At 70.3% G+C, this 15,592-nt stretch carries 16 protein-coding genes; 9 read left to right on the top strand and 7 right to left on the bottom strand.

Annotation, left to right across the window (positions count from 1 at the left end; genetic code table 11):
* Window positions 1–1,401: a magnesium transporter gene (gene mgtE, locus SNOV_RS03820; RefSeq protein WP_013165596.1), complete on the top strand. Its 1,401-nt coding sequence runs from the start codon at window positions 1–3 to the stop codon at window positions 1,399–1,401.
* Window positions 1,402–1,449: 48 nt separating this feature from the next.
* Here the strand turns inward: mgtE and SNOV_RS03815 are convergent, their stop codons facing one another.
* From SNOV_RS03815 to SNOV_RS03790, 6 genes are all read right to left on the bottom strand, one after another.
* Window positions 1,450–1,662, bottom strand: a complete 213-nt coding sequence (locus tag SNOV_RS03815) for a DUF1059 domain-containing protein (protein WP_013165595.1) — start codon at window positions 1,660–1,662, stop codon at window positions 1,450–1,452.
* Window positions 1,663–1,818: 156 nt separating this feature from the next.
* Window positions 1,819–2,619 carry a formylmethanofuran dehydrogenase subunit C gene (locus SNOV_RS03810; RefSeq protein ID WP_013165594.1) on the bottom strand — a complete coding sequence of 267 codons (801 nt, stop codon included), beginning with the start codon at window positions 2,617–2,619 and terminating at the stop codon, window positions 1,819–1,821.
* Window positions 2,616–3,530: a formylmethanofuran--tetrahydromethanopterin N-formyltransferase gene (gene fhcD, locus SNOV_RS03805; protein ID WP_013165593.1), complete on the bottom strand. Its 915-nt coding sequence runs from the start codon at window positions 3,528–3,530 to the stop codon at window positions 2,616–2,618. Before fhcD ends, SNOV_RS03810 begins: the two co-directional genes overlap by 4 nt.
* A complete protein-coding gene (locus tag SNOV_RS03800) occupies window positions 3,527–5,194 on the bottom strand; it encodes a formylmethanofuran dehydrogenase subunit A (protein ID WP_013165592.1) in 1,668 nt (555 codons plus the stop codon). Before SNOV_RS03800 ends, fhcD begins: the two co-directional genes overlap by 4 nt.
* The gene (locus SNOV_RS03795) at window positions 5,195–6,436 is read right to left on the bottom strand and encodes a formylmethanofuran dehydrogenase (protein WP_013165591.1); all 1,242 of its coding nucleotides are present in this window, start codon (window positions 6,434–6,436) and stop codon (window positions 5,195–5,197) included.
* A gap of 16 nt (window positions 6,437–6,452) precedes the next feature.
* Window positions 6,453–6,833 carry a 4a-hydroxytetrahydrobiopterin dehydratase gene (locus tag SNOV_RS03790; protein ID WP_013165590.1) on the bottom strand — a complete coding sequence of 127 codons (381 nt, stop codon included), beginning with the start codon at window positions 6,831–6,833 and terminating at the stop codon, window positions 6,453–6,455.
* Between the two features lie 158 nt (window positions 6,834–6,991).
* Between SNOV_RS03790 and SNOV_RS03785 the strand changes: the two genes are divergently transcribed.
* From SNOV_RS03785 to SNOV_RS03760, 6 genes are all read left to right on the top strand, one after another.
* Window positions 6,992–8,011 (top strand): beta-ribofuranosylaminobenzene 5'-phosphate synthase family protein, encoded by a 1,020-nt coding sequence (locus SNOV_RS03785; RefSeq protein WP_244412853.1) that lies wholly within the window; start codon window positions 6,992–6,994, stop codon window positions 8,009–8,011.
* An 87-nt stretch (window positions 8,012–8,098) separates the two neighbouring features.
* Window positions 8,099–8,995 (top strand): NAD(P)-dependent methylenetetrahydromethanopterin dehydrogenase, encoded by an 897-nt coding sequence (locus SNOV_RS03780; RefSeq protein ID WP_013165588.1) that lies wholly within the window; start codon window positions 8,099–8,101, stop codon window positions 8,993–8,995.
* 22 nt (window positions 8,996–9,017) lie between these two features.
* Window positions 9,018–10,124 carry an ATP-grasp domain-containing protein gene (locus SNOV_RS03775; RefSeq protein ID WP_244412851.1) on the top strand — a complete coding sequence of 369 codons (1,107 nt, stop codon included), beginning with the start codon at window positions 9,018–9,020 and terminating at the stop codon, window positions 10,122–10,124.
* 20 nt (window positions 10,125–10,144) lie between these two features.
* Window positions 10,145–11,113 (top strand): methenyltetrahydromethanopterin cyclohydrolase, encoded by a 969-nt coding sequence (mch, locus tag SNOV_RS03770; protein ID WP_013165586.1) that lies wholly within the window; start codon window positions 10,145–10,147, stop codon window positions 11,111–11,113.
* On the top strand, window positions 11,110–12,018 hold the full coding sequence (locus tag SNOV_RS03765; RefSeq protein WP_013165585.1) for a RimK family alpha-L-glutamate ligase: 909 nt from the start codon (window positions 11,110–11,112) through the stop codon (window positions 12,016–12,018). The genes mch and SNOV_RS03765 overlap by 4 nt, the downstream gene beginning before the upstream one ends.
* A complete protein-coding gene (locus SNOV_RS03760; RefSeq protein WP_013165584.1) occupies window positions 12,015–12,851 on the top strand; it encodes a triphosphoribosyl-dephospho-CoA synthase in 837 nt (278 codons plus the stop codon). Before SNOV_RS03765 ends, SNOV_RS03760 begins: the two co-directional genes overlap by 4 nt.
* Here SNOV_RS03760 and SNOV_RS03755 read toward each other — a convergent pair.
* On the bottom strand, window positions 12,841–13,539 hold the full coding sequence (locus SNOV_RS03755; protein ID WP_013165583.1) for a HisA/HisF-related TIM barrel protein: 699 nt from the start codon (window positions 13,537–13,539) through the stop codon (window positions 12,841–12,843). The genes SNOV_RS03760 and SNOV_RS03755 overlap by 11 nt on opposite strands.
* Before the next feature lie 43 nt (window positions 13,540–13,582).
* Between SNOV_RS03755 and SNOV_RS03750 the strand changes: the two genes are divergently transcribed.
* Both SNOV_RS03750 and SNOV_RS03745 read left to right on the top strand, forming a co-directional pair.
* On the top strand, window positions 13,583–14,545 hold the full coding sequence (locus SNOV_RS03750) for an ATP-grasp domain-containing protein (protein WP_013165582.1): 963 nt from the start codon (window positions 13,583–13,585) through the stop codon (window positions 14,543–14,545).
* Complete coding sequence (locus SNOV_RS03745; protein WP_013165581.1) at window positions 14,542–15,585, top strand: hydantoinase/oxoprolinase family protein; 1,044 nt, start codon at window positions 14,542–14,544, stop codon at window positions 15,583–15,585. The genes SNOV_RS03750 and SNOV_RS03745 overlap by 4 nt, the downstream gene beginning before the upstream one ends.
* Window positions 15,586–15,592: the final 7 nt, after the last annotated feature.

The raw sequence follows: 15,592 nt of genomic DNA, 5'->3' as shown, positions 1-15,592 counted from the left end.
ATGGAAGAACTCCGGAACCCGGCGGATGACCGCCGCGAGGATCGCCGCGACGACGTCGTCGTGGATGCCGCCGCGCTGGCAGCCGAGCTCGCTGAAGAACACCCTGCCGACATCGCCGAGGCCCTCGACGAAGAGGAGCCGGAGGTCGCCTCCGCCGTGCTCGCCAGCCTGCCGCGCGAGCGGCAGGTCGAGGTGCTGGACCTGCCGGACTTCGACCTGTCGAGCGACCTCATCGAGGCGCTCCCCGTCGAGGAGGCGGTGCGCATCGTCTCCGAGATGTCGGCCGACCGCGCCGCCGACCTGTTCCGCTGGATGGACGAGCCGGCGCGCTCGCATCTGTTCGCACGGCTGCCGCCGGAGACGCAGGCCGAGCTCAACCGGCTGCTCTCCTACCCCGAGCACACCGCTGGCAGCCTGATGACCACCGAATTCGTCACCGTCCCCTCGACCTGGACGGTGGGCGAGACGCTGCGCCACATCCGCGAGATCGAGCGCACGCGCGAGACCATCTACGCCATCTACGTGCTCGATCCGGTCAGCCACAAGCTCGTCAAGGCGGTGACGCTGCGCCGGCTGATCACCGGCGAGACCGGGCAGCCCATCCTCTCGGTGGCGCCCAAGCACGACCCGATCACCGTCGATCCGCTGATGGACCGCGAGGACGTCGCGCGCCTCATCTCGAAATACGACCTGCTGGCGGTGCCGGTGGTGGACCAGCACGAGCATGTGCTCGGCATCGTCACCGTCGACGACATGATCGATGCCATCATCGAGGAAGGCACCGAGGACGCGCAGAAGTTCGGCGGCATGGAGGCGCTGGACGAGCCCTATATGGAGATCGGCTTCTTCGAGATGCTGAAGAAGCGCGCCGGCTGGCTCTCCATCCTGTTCCTCGGCGAAATGCTGACGGCCAACGCCATGCAGCATTTCGAGGACGAGCTGGAGCGCGCCATCGTGCTCACCCTGTTCATCCCGCTGATCATGAGCTCGGGCGGCAATTCCGGCTCGCAGGCGACCTCGCTGATCATCCGCGCGCTGGCGCTCGGCGAAATAAAGCTGCGCGACTGGTGGCGCGTCGCCCTGCGCGAGCTGCCCTCGGGCCTGGCGCTCGGCTCGATCCTCGCGGTGCTCGGCGTCGCGCGCATCACGGCCTGGCAGCTGCTCGGCTTCTACGACTATGGCGAGCACTGGCTTTTGGTGGCGTTCGCCGTCGGCGCGACGCTGGTGGCGATCGTCACCTTCGGCTCGCTTGTCGGCTCGATGCTGCCCTTTCTGCTGCGCCGGCTCGGCTTCGACCCGGCGAGCGCCTCGGCGCCCTTCGTCGCCACTTTCGTCGACGTCACCGGCCTGGTGATCTATTTCAGCGTCGCGCTGCTGATCCTACACGGCACGCTGCTCTAACGAGTGCCCGGCCGGCGTCGCAAGCGTCGGCCAGGCAATTGCCGCTCGTCAGGCGGCGCGGTGCACCTGCATGGGCGGCGTGCCCTGGTGGATCGCCTGCTTCAGCTCTTTGCGGAACTCCGGCGTGTCCTTCGCGCCGTGCACCGACACAGCATGCTGGACGACGGCGTCGAGCAGCTCGCGCTCGTTGTCGGCGGCAATGGCGACGGTACAGTTCTTCTCGCTGGGCACTTCGCGGCAGTCGATGAACATGCGGCCCATGGGCGCCTCCTGTGGCCGGAGCCCTTTCCGTTCGGATGGAACATCCGAACGATAAGAAAGCGCTCCAGATTCAATAAGCGCCGAACGGCACGCCCGGCGCCGACGGGTAATTTACACCCGCCGGCCCAGTGCCCCCCAATCACGAAAGCGGGCCTGTCAGGCCGGCACCAGCAGCTCGCCCTGGCCGCCGAGCAGCGTGTCGCCGACGAGGCGGCGGGCGCGGGTGCTCTGGCCGATGACGGCCTTCAGTTCGGGCACGCGGCGGGCCAAGAGCTGAAGCGCGACCAGCTCCTGCTCGCCCGTATCGACGAAGCCGGCCGGCAGCTCGGGAACGGTCCTTGTGAAGACCGTCCCGCGCTTCATGCCGCGCCCCATCAGCGGGCCGATCGTGCCGCCGACGCTCGCCGTGCCGGCGATCATGTCGGTGGCGAGCCCCTCGCCGGCGTCGCCACCGATGACGATCAGCCCGCCGCGCTGGCGCTCGGCCGCGCGCGGCCCGGCATTGCCGCCGATCTTCAGCACGCCGCCCGACATGCCGCGCCGCGAGCCGGAGGTGGCCCCGCCGGCATGCGCGCCGGCATTGCCGGCGAGCTCGATGCGCCCGCCGGAGAGCTCGGCGCCGAGGAAATCGCCGGCATCGCCGGCGATGCGCAACACGCCCCCGCCCATGCCGCGCCCGGCCCAGGCGCCGACCACGCCGTCGACGATCAGCTCGCCCTCCAGCATGCCGGCGCCGACACCGTCGAGCCGGGAATCGCCGATCTCGATCAGCAGCACGCCCTCGGGCGCGCCCTCGATGAAGAACAGCTCGGCCAACGGCACGCTTTTCGCGCCATAGGGCACCGACAGGCCTTCGAGTTCCCGCAGCGTCAGCGGGCAGGTGACGGCCGGCGTGATGCCGGAAAGGTCGACCCGCGCCTCCAAGGTCGCGCGCGGCTTCAGCGACACCCCGCTCATGCCACGTCTCCCTCGTTGGCCATGATCTCGCGCAGCTTGAAGTGGAACGGCCCGAGATTGCCGCCGTAATTGCCGGCGTCGATCGCCACCACGCCGCCCTCGGCGCCGATGTCGCAGACGGCGAGGATGCCCACGCGGGTCGCCTCCGCCACCGCGTCGAAGCTGACGCCGTCGATAACGATCTCCATCACCGAGCCGGTGTCGGCGGTGAGCTGGCTCGGCACGGTGCCGCGCAAGGTCGGGCAATAGGCGTCGTTGGTGGAGGCGAACAGGCCCTTGTATTTCGAGCCGACCTTGGAGCCGGAGCGCACCACGCCGCCCGGGAAGGGCAGGATGACGCCTTCGACCTTGCCCATCGCCGCCGCCGCGGCCTCGGCCGCCCGCAAGGCGGCGCCGCGGGTGCGGGCGAGGATGAGGATGTTGCCGCCGCCGACGCCCTCCACCGAGCCGGTGTCCTCGTCGCAGACGAACTCGCCCTCCATCACCGGCAGGCGCCAGAAGCGCTTGTCGCCGATCTTCTTGGAGATCTGGTGCCCGTCGGCGAAGTAGCGGATGGTCTTGGCCAGCGGCACCCGCTTGCCGGTCTCGACACCGGCATAGCAGGCCGTCGTCGGGCAGGTGAGGATGCACTGGCCGAGGCGCAGCGGCACCACGGTCTTCAACTGCTTGAAATCCATGGCGAAGATCAGCAGCGAGACGCCCGGCCGCCCGTCCGGCGTCTCCTCAGGCGCCAGCACGCGCTCGATGCCGGCTTCGCAGCCGCAGCCGATGACCGAGGTGGCGAAGCCTGTGGTGACGCGCCCGGCGGTCAGCGCCCAGTCCGGCGTGTCGGCGGTGACGATGAGCCGGGTGCCGACCATCGGGAAGGCTTCGGCGAAGTTGTCGCGGATTTCGACGCCGTTGCGGATCATGGCGCCACCCCCTCGCATTTCAGGATGGTCGGCCCGGCGCCATTCCTCAACTCGCCGTCGGCGACGCGGAAATGCTTGGCCTTCAGCCCGACCGCCGCGTCGAACCAGCGGTCCATCTCGGTCTCGATCCCGCGGTCGAAGGCCGGCCGCGCGACATGCGTCGTGCCCTGCGCCAGCTCGACAACCACGCCGTCCTTCACGATCAGCCGGCCGTTCTTGAACACGAAGCGCGCCTTGGAGAACATCGCCTCGCGGTCGGCGTCCTCGGTGTGGACGGCGATGTCGGCCACCGCGCCCGCACCCAGATGCCCCTTGTCCTTGAGCCCGAGGATGCGGGCCGGGGCGGCGCGGGTGAGGATGGCTATCTCCTCCAGCGAATATTCGCGGGTGATCTGCGACAACATCGTATGCGCCTGCGCCGCCTTGTTCAGCGTCGCCAGCTGCGCGTTGCGGAAGTCGCGGTCCATCAGCAGCCGGATCAGGTGCGGATAGGTGGTGAACGGCCCGCCATTCGGGTGATCCGTGGTCAGGAAGATCCGCCAGGGATCCTCGACCAGCAGGAACAGCTCCAGCCCGATCGCCCATTGCAGCGCGTTGACGAAGGACTTGTCGCGATACTCGAACGGCACCACGCCACAGGCGGCGTCGAGCTCTATATCCATGCCGATGGACTTCTTCGGCGAGGCGATGCCGCGGTTGCGGTATTGCGACATGTAGTCGGCCGAGGCGGTCACCGTCTGGCCGAACATCACCTGCCCGACATCGACCGAGATGTTCGGGTTGGCGTTGACCAGCTCCGCGATCCGCGCCGCGGAGGAGGAGAAGCGCTTGTCCCCTTCCGTGCCGTAGGAGTGGAACTGCAGGTGCGTCAGGTGCAGCCGCCGCCCCTCGGCGGCGGCGATGGTGGCGAGCGTCGTCTCGTCATTGCCGGGCACGCCGAGATTGCAGCCGTGCAGATGGATCGGATGCGGTAGACCGAGCTCGGTCACCGCCCGGATCAGCGTGGTCAGCACCTTGCGCGGCGTCGTCCCGTAATGCGGGTTGGCCTCGTCGAGGTCCATCTTGCGGGCGTTGAACTTGAAGGCGTTAATGCCGCCCGGATTGACGATCTTGATGGCGAAGGCCTGGGTCGCCTCGATCATCCAGCCGACATAGGCGTTCACCTGCTCCTGCCCGGCCCCGGCGGCCAGTAGGCGCTGGAAGAAGTCGTCATTGCCGAGCACCAGATAGGCGCCGGTGTCGAGATTGGGGATGTCCGCCATCTCGAGATGTGCGCCGCGCGCATTCGACCCGACCATGGCCGGCTCGAACACGGTGGTGTAGCCGAGCTCGGCATAGCGGCAGCCGGTGGCGTGCGCGGTCGGCACCGCCCGCCCGCCGCCGCAGCCACAGAAATTGCCGGGCATCTCGGGATAGGCGCGCCGATCCTCCTGCATCAGCAGGCGGGCAAGGTTCATCTTGCCGCCGGCGATGTGGCTGTGCAGATCGATGCCGCCGGCCATGACCACGTCGCCGCCGACGTCGTACTCGGCGTCGGCTCTCTGGTCGGTCGGCGCGACGATGCGCCCGTCGAGGATTTCGATGTCGCGCGCCGATCCGGTGGCGACGCCGTTTTCACCATTGGCCGGGTCGAGCACACGCCCGCCCTTCAGCCTGAGCCTCATTTACCCCTCCGCTATGCGACGCACAGCCTCGGCGACGCTGGGGAGCGTCGCGACGCGCAAGGCGCCGAGCGGCAGGCTCACGATCGAATCCATGCGGAACACCGTGCCGGCGTGGTCGACGCCGGGAGTGCCCACGGGGATCAGAACATCCGGTTCTCTTTCGAATACTGTTTCAGGATGGGCAAGCGCGATCAGCTTGCCCGCGAATTCCGGCGGCGGTTCCGGCCGGAAGGCCGAGACCCAGACCAGCACGTCGGCGTCGCCAAGCGCCGCCTGCGTCGCGTAGAGCGCGCCGTCATGCACGCTCTGCTGCCCGCGCACGGCGGTGCGCAGCGGGTAGCCGAGCCGCCAGAGCATGAGCTGATTGACGCCGATGAGGTTGTCGCGCCCGCCGAGCGGGAACACGCCGGCGCGGGTGGTGACGTTCAGCGTGTCGACCAGCGCCGTGGCGCGCTCGGCAACGAGATCGCCGTCGTCGAGCGTGGCGGCGTTCCAGGTCACCACGGCGTAATGGGCGGTGCGCAGCTTGTCGGCGAGAGCGGCCAGCGCCTCGACTGCCACGCCGCCGAAGCTCGTGCCCGGCGGCACGCGGCCTGCCGTGAAGCCGCCCAATGCCTCCAGCACCGCCACCGGATCGCTGGTGGCGATATGCGAGACATCGGCGCCGCCGAGCTGCACCTTCGCCTTCTCGCCCGGCGCGCCGCCGAGGAAGACAACCTTGCGCGGCTTGCCGGCGAAGAGCGGATCAGCGGGGAAGAAGCGTTCGAACAGCCGGCCCCAGATGGCACTCGGATCCTCGCCGACGACGAGCAGCACATCGCAACGGTTGCGCACCTCGGCCAGCGTCGCCGCCAGCCAGCCGGTGCGCTGGGCGGCGGCGTAGTTCCTGAACAGCCCGTCCGAGGCGTAATGGTCGAGCACGCCTCCGAAGCGGACCGCGAGGTCGACCAGCGCCCCGGCGCCGGCCATGTCGGTGCCAAGCCCGCCGATCAGCGGCGCGCGAGCCTCGGAGAGGATCCGCCGGGCCGCCTCGATCGCCTCGTCAAGGCTTGCCGGATCGCCGGCGACACTGACCGGGCGGTCATCGACGTCGAGGCGCGTGAACAGGCGCACCGCCTCCGGGCAGGCCTCGCCCCGCACGCGTACGGCGCGCCCCTCCACCTCGACGGTCAGGTCGTCGCAACCCAGCCCGCAGAAGCCGCAGACCACGTCGTGGATCGTCTGGGTGGAAGCCTCGGCCATCGCTCAATCTTACCGTTCAATCGTATTTGATGTAGGCGAAGCGCAGATCGCCGCGCGGCGTGCCTTCCAGCGCGCTGCCCTCCTCGGTGCCCGGCTGCCAGCCGACCACCTCTTCGATCTTCTTCGCCAGCTGAAAGTCGCGCTCGGTGATGCCCTTGGCGTCGTGCGACATCAGCCGCACCTCGACCCAGGCATAGGAGGCGGTGATGTCGGGATGGTGCCAGGCTGCCTCGGCCAAATGGCCGACGGCATTGATCACCATCAGCGTGCCTTTCCAGCTCGAGGTGCGGTAGGTACGCCGAATCCAGCCGTCCTGCAGCTTCCAATGCGGCAGAGCGGCAGCGAGCCGTTCCTCCACCTCCTTGTCGGTGAAGGTCTTTTTCGGATCCACGGTCATGGTCCGGCGTCCTCCTGGCGGCGTTCGCCCGTTCTGTCGCGGGCGGCTTTTCTCGATTCGGTAGCACGGCCCCGCGGCATCCGGCAAACGCCGAAATGGCCGCACCGGCTTGTCCGCGGCGCCGTCCGCGCCTTACCATGCCCGCCGAGGAAACGCCGGTGAACAGCACGACACGTCAATTCCGCGCGGCAGACGACGAACGGGAACGGGCCGCGGTGCGCATCACCGCGCCGGGCCGGCTGCATCTCGGATTCATCGATCTCGCCGGCACGCTGGGGCGTCGTTTCGGCAGCCTCGGCATCACCCTCGACCGTCCCGCGACCACCGTTCGCATGCGCCGAACCGGGCGCCTCGCCGCCACCGGCCCGGATGCCGGGCGCGCCCTGGCGGCGGTGGAGAAGGCGGCCGCCCGCTTCGGCCTCGACCCCAATGTCGAGGTGACCGTGGAGACGGCGCTGCCGCCGCATTCCGGCCTCGGCTCCGGCACGCAGCTCGGCCTCGCCGTGGCGACGGGCCTGTGCCTGCTCAACGGGCTGGAGATTACCCCACGCGAGGTGGGCGCGGCCTTGGGTCGCGGGGCGCGCTCGGCCATCGGCATCGGCGCCTTCAGCGAGGGCGGTGTCATTCTCGACGGCGGCAAGAAGCGCGGTTCGGACGCGCCGCCTCCCATTCTCTCGCGCCTGCCCTTCCCCGAGCGCTGGCGCCTGATGCTGGTATATGACCACGCGCATCAGGGGCTTAGCGGACCGGAAGAGGTCTCCGCGATGGAGAACCTGCCGCCCTTCGCCGACACGCTGGCCGGGCACATGGCGCGCCTCGCGCTGATGGTGGCGCTGCCGGCGCTGGCGGAAGCGGATGTGGATTATTTCGCCGCGGCGGTAGGCGAAATGCAGCGTCTGCTCGGAGAGCACTATGCGGACGCCCAGGGTGGCCGCTATACAAGCAGCGCCGTCGCCGAGGTGATGGACTGGCTGGAGGCTCGCGGTCTGCGTGGTCTCGGCCAGAGCTCCTGGGGTCCCACCGGCTTTGCCGTGCTGGGCAGCCCCGAGGAGGCGGACGAACTTATCAGCGAGGCCCGCGCCCGTTTCGGCGACCGGCCCGCTCTGGCTTTCGACTGTGTACGCGGCTCCAACGCCGGCGCACGGATCGAATGGCTTGCCTGCGTCGAGCAGTGCTAGCGGCGGTTTTGGCGTAACGCCCGCGTCGCTCTCCCCTACCTCTCCACAGAGGCCGCAAGGCCCGATTCCGACTTAGGGAAGAACGCAATGGCGGATATCGCCCCCATTCTCCACATCGTCTCGCCGCTTCGGCATGTCTCGCCTTTCGACGTCAACATGGCCGTCGACGCCGGCTACACGACGATCCTGCCCTATTCGAACGTGACGCTGGACGAGATCGCCGACCTCACCCAGGACATGATGTTCTCGCGCCATCCGGACGCCGCGCCGCGCACCGGCCTGTTCATCGGCGGCAAGGATGCGAGCCTCGCGCTCGACATGGCCGACAAGGCCAAGAGCGTGCTGTTCCCGCCCTTCGAGATTTCGCTCTTCGTCGATCCCGCCGGCTCCTTCACCACCGCCGCCGCCATGGTGGCCGAGGTCGAGCTGAAGCTGCGCCCGAGCCATCCCGACGGCCTCAAGGGCCTGAACGTGCAGGTCTATGGCGCCACCGGCGTGGTTGGCGGCATCGCCGGCGTGATCGCCGCGCAGGCCGGCGCGCAGGTGACGCTGGTCAGCCATCGCGACATCGAGGCCGTCGACGCCAAGGCCCGCGACTTCAAGCACCGTTTTGGCGTCGACTTCGCCACCGCCGCGGCGAAGAGCGACGACGACAAGCGCGACCTGCTGGCGGATGCCGACGTCGCTCTCGCCTGCGGGCGTGCCGGCGTCGAGATCCTCTCCGCCACGGCGCTGGCCGGGGCGAAGAAGCTGAAGGTGGCCGCCGACGTCAACGCCGTGCCGCCTTCGGGCATCGCGGGCATCGACGCCCATGCCGACGGCAAGCCCCTCGTGAACGGGGCGCTGGGCATCGGCGCACTGACCATTGGCCATCTCAAGTACCGCGTGCAACATGAGCTTCTCAAGCGGATGCGGGTTGCACCCGCTGCCCTGACCATCGGGTTCGAGGATGCCTTCCTCCTGGCGCGATCACTCACAGTCTAGGGACGAAGCCGATGTCGTCATCGTGGGCATCGCCGCGCGAGGACTGGCCGCCGCCGCCCGTCGCGCGGGACTGCGCGCCATCGTCCTCGACCTGTTCGGCGACGAGGACACCCGTGCGCTCGCCGTCGAAGCCATTCCGCTGCGCCGGCTGGGCGGTTTCCGCATCGACCCGGCGGACCTTGCCGAGCAGCTTGCCGTCCATGCCGGGCCGGACCTGCCGATCGTCCTCGGCACCGGCTTCGAGCAGGCGCCGGAAATGGTCGACGAGCTGGCCGCGCGTTTCCGCCTCGTCGGCAATGGCAGCGCGACCATTGCCCGGCTCAAGCAGCCGCTGGCCTTCGCCGGGCTGCTCGCCGGGCTCGGCATCGCGCATCCACGGGTCTTTCCCGAGCGCGCACCGGACGGCGTCCGGACCCTCGAGAAGCGCATCGGCGGCTCCGGCGGATGTCATGTCCGTCCCGCCGACGCCGTCGGCGGCAGCGACCGCTACCTGCAGGAATTCGTCGAGGGCCGCACCGTCTCGGCGCTGTTCCTCGGCGATGGAAGCGAGGCCCGGCTCCTCGGCTTCTCCGAGCAATGGAGCGCGCCGACCCCGGACGCTCCCTTCCGCTATGGCGGGGCGGCCGGCCCGATCCTTCTCGATCCGGCGATCGGGCAGGATGTCGCCGCCGCGCTCGGCCGGCTGGTCGCCGCCACCGGCCTCGTCGGCCTCGCCAGCGCCGACCTCGTGCTCCATCCCCCCGGCTGGAGCCTCATCGAGGTCAATCCCCGCCCCGGCGCGACGCTCGACGTCTTCGACCGCCCGCCGCTGCCGCCCCTCCTCGACCTGCATTTCGACGCCTGCGCGGGAACGCTGCCGGACCTGCCGCCGCTTCTCCCCGGCGAGGGCGTCGAGGTGCGCGCCGCCGGCATCCTCTACGCGCCCGCCTTCATCGAGATGCGGCTCGACGCCCTGCCCGGCTGGGTCGCCGACCGTCCGCCGCAAGGCACCCGCATCGAGGCGGGCGAGCCCGTATGCACGGTCCTCGCCGCCGGCCACGACCTCACCGAGGCGCGCGCACAACTGGCACGCCGCATGGACCGAATCTGGCGGGAGCTGAGCACAGCCAGCCGCAAAGCCGCCGAATAATTTCCTGGAGTCATATTTCCATGGGCGAACCTTCCAACGATAAGCGCCCCAGCGTTGCAGCCCTCAGCCGACCTCTCGTCGACGAGCTCATCGCCAAGGCGGATGTCCTCCGCCTCGATGTGAGCCGCAGCCCCTGCGGGGCGCGCATCGTCGATGCCGGCATCAAGGCGCGCGGCGGCATCGAGGCCGGCCGGCGCATCGCCGAGATCTGCCTCGGCGGGCTGGGCCGGGTCAGCGTCGACACCGCCGGGCGCTTCGCGCGCTGGGGGACGATGATCACGGTCACCACGGCCGATCCGGTCATCGCCTGCCTCGGCAGCCAATATGCCGGCTGGAGCCTCTCCGAAGGCGACTTCTTCGCCCTCGGCTCCGGCCCCGCCCGCGCGCTCTGGGCGAAGGAGACGCTGTTCGGCGAGCTCGGCTATCGCGACAGCGCCGACCATGCCTGCCTTGTGCTGGAGGTCGACCGCACCCCGCCCGACAGCCTGGTCGCGCGCATCGCCGAGGAATGCGGCGTCGCGCCGGAGAGGCTGACGCTGATCCTCACCCCCACGAGCAGCCTCGCCGGCACGGTGCAGATCGTCGCCCGCGTGCTGGAGGTGGCGCTGCACAAGACGCACGCGCTGCACTTCCCGCTCGACCGCGTGGTGGACGGTATCGGCTCCTCGCCCCTGCCCCCGCCGGCGCCGGACTTCGTCGCCGCGATGGGACGCACCAACGACGCGACGCTCTATGGCGGCGACGTGCAGCTCTTCGTGACCGGGCCGGAAAGCGACGCGCGGGAGCTGGCCGAGGGGCTGCCCAGTTCCTCCTCGCGCGACCATGGACGCACCTTCGCGGAGATCTTCACCGCCTACAAGGGCGACTTCTACGCCATGGACCCGATGCTGTTCAGCCCGGCCCGCGTGACCGTGACGGCGCTGGAGACCGGCCGCAGCTTCACCTTCGGCGCCTTCCACGACGACATTCTGGAGCGCTCCTTCGCATGAGCGCCCTGCGCTCCGATACGGTCGTCATCTTCACCGAGGATGCCGACTGGCACACGCGCCGTCTCAAGGCGGCGATCGAGCACGAGGGCTTCGACGTTCTCGTGCTCTCGCTCAACGATTGCGGCTTCGCCATCGGCGAGACCGCGCACGGGCTGGTACTGCCGGGCCTCGGCGACCGGCTGCCCGCCGCCGCCTTCGTGCGGCTCATCGCCAAGGGCTCGACCGAGCAGATCACCGCCCGGCTCGGCCTGCTCCACGCGCTGCGCGAATCCGGCGTGAAGGTGATGAACGACGCCCGCGCCATCGAGCGCTGCGTCGACAAGTCGATGACCAGCTTCCTGATGGCGAAGGCCGGGCTGCCGACGCCGCGCAGCTTCGTGCGCGAGGACCGCGCGGCGATGCAGGCGCTGGTCGACGAGGCGCCGGGCGACATGGTGCTCAAGCCGCTGTTCGGCGCGCAGGGCAAGGGGATCAGGCGGATCGCGCCCCGCGAGGCGCTGCCGGAACCGGAAAAGGTGGGCGGCATCTACTATCTGCAGGACTTCGTCGGCGCCCCGACGGCCCCGAGCTATCAGGACTGGCGTGTCTTCGTCATCGGCGACCGGGTCGCCGCCGCCATGATCCGACGCTCGCCGCGCTGGATCACCAACATCCATCAGGGCGCGGTGGGCGAGGCGGCGCCGTTCGACGCCCGCGCGCATGAGCTCGCCATCCGCGCCACCGCCGCGGTGGGTGCCGACTATGCCGGCGTCGACCTGATCGAGGCCGCCGACGGCACCTTCCAGCTGCTGGAGGTCAACTCCATGCCGGCCTGGAAGGGGCTGCAGAAGACCATCGACATCGACATCGCCGGCGCGCTCGCCGGCCATCTCGCGGCGACGCTGGCGACGGCGCCCGCCACATGAAGGCCGACGCCATCGAGGCCGCCTTCCGCGCCGCCTGCCATGCCGAGCTCGCCGCGCTGAAGGTGGGCAACGTCCACCGCCACAGCGCCGGCCACGGCATGGAGGTCGTGCATTTTGAGAAGGCGGCCGCGGCGGCGGCGCCCTTCCTCGCGACGCCCGGCGTGCGCGTCGGCACCCGCATCGAGGAGGCGGTCGCCGCCTCGCTCAAGGCGACCGGCCTCAACGCCAATCTTGGCATCGTGCTGCTCTGCGCGCCCCTCGCCGCCGCCGCAGAGCGCGCCGGCCCGCTGCGCGAGAACCTTGCCGCGGTGCTCGACGACCTCGATCTGAATGACGCGCAGGCCGCCTTCCGCGGCATCGCCGCCGCCAATCCCGGCGGGCTCGGCCGGCACGGCGAACATGACGTCGCCGCTCCCGCCAGCATCGGGCTGAAGACGGCGATGGCGCTCGCCGCCGAGCGCGACCGCGTGGCGCGGCAATATGTGACTGGATATGCCGACATCTTCGACATCGGCCTGCCGCGCTATGCCGAGCTCTGCGGCGCCGAACCGGAGGCGCGCACCGAGGCGGTGCATCTGGCCTTCATGGCCGCCTTCCCGGACAGCCACATCGCCCGCAAATTCGGCCTGGAGACTGCCGAGGGCGTGCAGGCCGAAGCAGCCGAACTGGCGGCATGCGTCGATTTCCGCGCCCCCGCCACGACGCGCCATCCCGCGCTCGGCGCCTTCGACGCGTCGCTGAAGGAGCGCGGGCTGAACCCCGGCACCAGCGCCGACCTCACCGTCGCCACGCTGTTCGCCGCCTCGCTCGCCGCCTCGCGGCTCACCCCGTGAAGGCGGCGATGTCCGCGCGCGACAGCCGCCCGTCATGCAACGCGCTCGCCAGCAGCACGCCGGCGACGCCCATCTCGGCGAGCCGATGAAGGTCGCCCGCGTCCCGTACCCCGCCCGCCGCATGCACGTGCCGCCCGCCGGCGCGCGCGATGACATCCGCGAGGCGCTCATAGTCCGGCCCCTGCCCGGCACCGACGCGCGCCAGCGTCATGACGATCACCTCGTCGGGCCAGAGATCGGCATTCGCATGCAGCTCCAAGGGCCCGCGCGGACCTTCCGGTCCGTAGTCGAGCGACAGCGGGCCGTGGGAAGCGGCAAGCGCCGCCTTCGCTTCGTCGAGGCTGGCGAGGCTCTCGCTGCCGACCACCGGCCGCCCCGGTCCCTCGCTGGCGCGGCGGGCGAGCGCCTCGGGACTGGCTTCGCCGGCATCGACCCACAGGCCGAGCGAGGGATGGCGCGCCGCGAGGCGGGCAAGCACCGCATCGTGCCCGCCCTTGCCGGCGATGGCGTCGAGATCGGCGACATAGAGCCTGCGGAAGCCGCCGAGCGACATGAGCCCGCCCGCCACGTCGAGCGGGTCGGCGCTCGTGGAGAGCGGCGTCTCGATCGGCCGGTAGGCGTCGCGCGCCCCGCGCCGCGCATGCACCACCAGACCTCCCATCAGGTCGATCACCGGTATAAGTTCCACCTTCCGCGTATCCCTGCGCCGGTTTGAGAATGCTTGTCCGATCATGCTTGTCTTCGTCTGCGAAACGGTCACTGGCGGCGACTATCTCGGCGAGGACCTGCCGGACTCGCTGATAGCCGAAGGCGCGCTGATGCGCGATACGCTCATCGGCGATCTCGAGGACCTGCCGGGGGTGCGCGTCGCCACGACGCATGATGCGCGCCTGCCCGCCCCGCCGCGCGGCAGCTCGACGGCGCTGCGCCTCGGCGACGATCCGCGCTCGATCTGGAACCTGCTTGCCGCCGAGGCCGATTGCTGCTGGCCCATCGCGCCGGAGACCGAGGGCATATTGGAGCGGCTGGTCACGGATTTGCGTGCGCGCTGCCGCCGCGTGATCAGCCCGGACGAGGAAACGTTGCGCGTCTGCGCCAGCAAGGCGCTGACCGCCGAGGCGCTCGCCACTGCGGGCATCCGCGTCGTGCCCACCTGGCGGGGCGGCGCCGTGCCGGCCGACCTCGCCGGCCCCATCGTGATCAAGCCGGACGACGGCGCCGGGGCGGCGGATGTGCGCGTCCACGACCGCCCGCCGCCCCCGCCCTATCCGCCCGGCGTCGTCGTCCAGCCCTTCGTCGAGGGCACCGCCGCCAGCCTGACCCTGCTTTGCCAGGAGGGGCGCACCCATGTGCTCTCGGCCAACCGCCAGCATGTGATGCAGGCCAAACGCGCGCTCTCTTTCTCCGGCGTGACGGTCAGCGCCTTCCCGGTCGATGACGACTTGCGCGAACTCGGTGCGCGCATCGGTGCGGCGCTGCCGGGGCTGCACGGCATCGTCGGCGTCGACTACATCGCCACCGCGGACGGCCCGATGGTGGTCGAGGTCAATCCGCGCCTCACAACCTCCTATGCGGGGCTGCGCCGGTCGCTCGGCGTCAACCCGGCCGCCTTCGTCGCCGAGCTGATCCGCGACGGCGCGGTGCCCGACCTGCCGCATCTGCCGCCCGCCATCCCGATCGAGGTGCTGCTTTGACCGATATCGCCCGCCTGGCATGGGACGTCGGTGGCGCCCATGTGAAGCTCGCCGCCTTCGGCCGCGACGGCCGCTTGAAGGCCGTGCGCATCGCCCCCTGCCCGGTGTGGAAGGGCGCCGATCACCTCGCCGGCGCGCTGCGCGAGCTGCGCAGCGAATTCGCGCCGGACATCCCCTCCGCCGTCACCATGACCGCCGAGGTCGCCGATCTCTGGCCGGACCGGCGCTCGGGCGTGGTCGACGTCACCGCCATATTGATGCGCGAGCTCTCCGGCGCCCCGCTCGCCTTGTTCGCCGGGCCGGAGGGCTTCGTGCCGCCAGAACAGGCCGCCGCCCATGCCGACACGATCGGCTCGGCCAATTGGTACGCCACCGCCGCCGTGCTGGCGCATCTGCTGCCGGGCGGCGTGCTCGTCGACATCGGCTCGACCACCGCCGACCTCATCCCCTTCGACAGCGGCCGGGTGACCGCGCGCGGCTTCACCGATGCCGAGCGCCTCGCCAATAACGAGCTGATCTACACCGGCGCGGTGCGCACGCCCGTCATGGCGCTCACCGCCGAAGCGCCCTTCAATGGCCGCTGGCTGCCGCTGATGGCCGAGCACTATGCGACCACGGCCGACATCCATCGCCTCACCGGCGACCTGCCGGAGGACGCCGATCTGCACGCCACCGCCGATGGCGGGCCGAAGACCGAGGAGGCCAGTGCCCGGCGCCTGCTGCGCATGGTCGGCCACGACCTCACCCCGGCCAACCTGCCCAAGGTCAAGGCACTGGCGCGGCATCTCGCGGAGGCCCAGCTCCATCGCCTCGCCCGCGCGCTCGACTGCGTCGCCTCGGGGCTTGAGGCGGAGCCGGAGCTCATCGTCGGCGCCGGCGTCGGCCGCTTCATGGCGGCGAGGCTCGCCGAGCGGCGCTCGATGGCCTATCTCGATCTCGCCGACGTGCTGACCGACGACCCCGCCCTCTCGCGGCAGGCCGCCGATTGCGCGCCGGCCGTGGCGGTGGGCCTGCTCGCCGCCGCCCTCGCTCCTGCCTGACATCTCC

Origin of the sequence: Ancylobacter novellus DSM 506 (genome assembly GCF_000092925.1) — a bacterium.
GTDB classification, from domain to species: Bacteria; Pseudomonadota; Alphaproteobacteria; order Rhizobiales; family Xanthobacteraceae; genus Ancylobacter; species Ancylobacter novellus.
The sequence above is the reverse complement of the archived record's forward strand: the minus strand, read 5'-3'. Positions and strand labels throughout refer to the sequence as shown.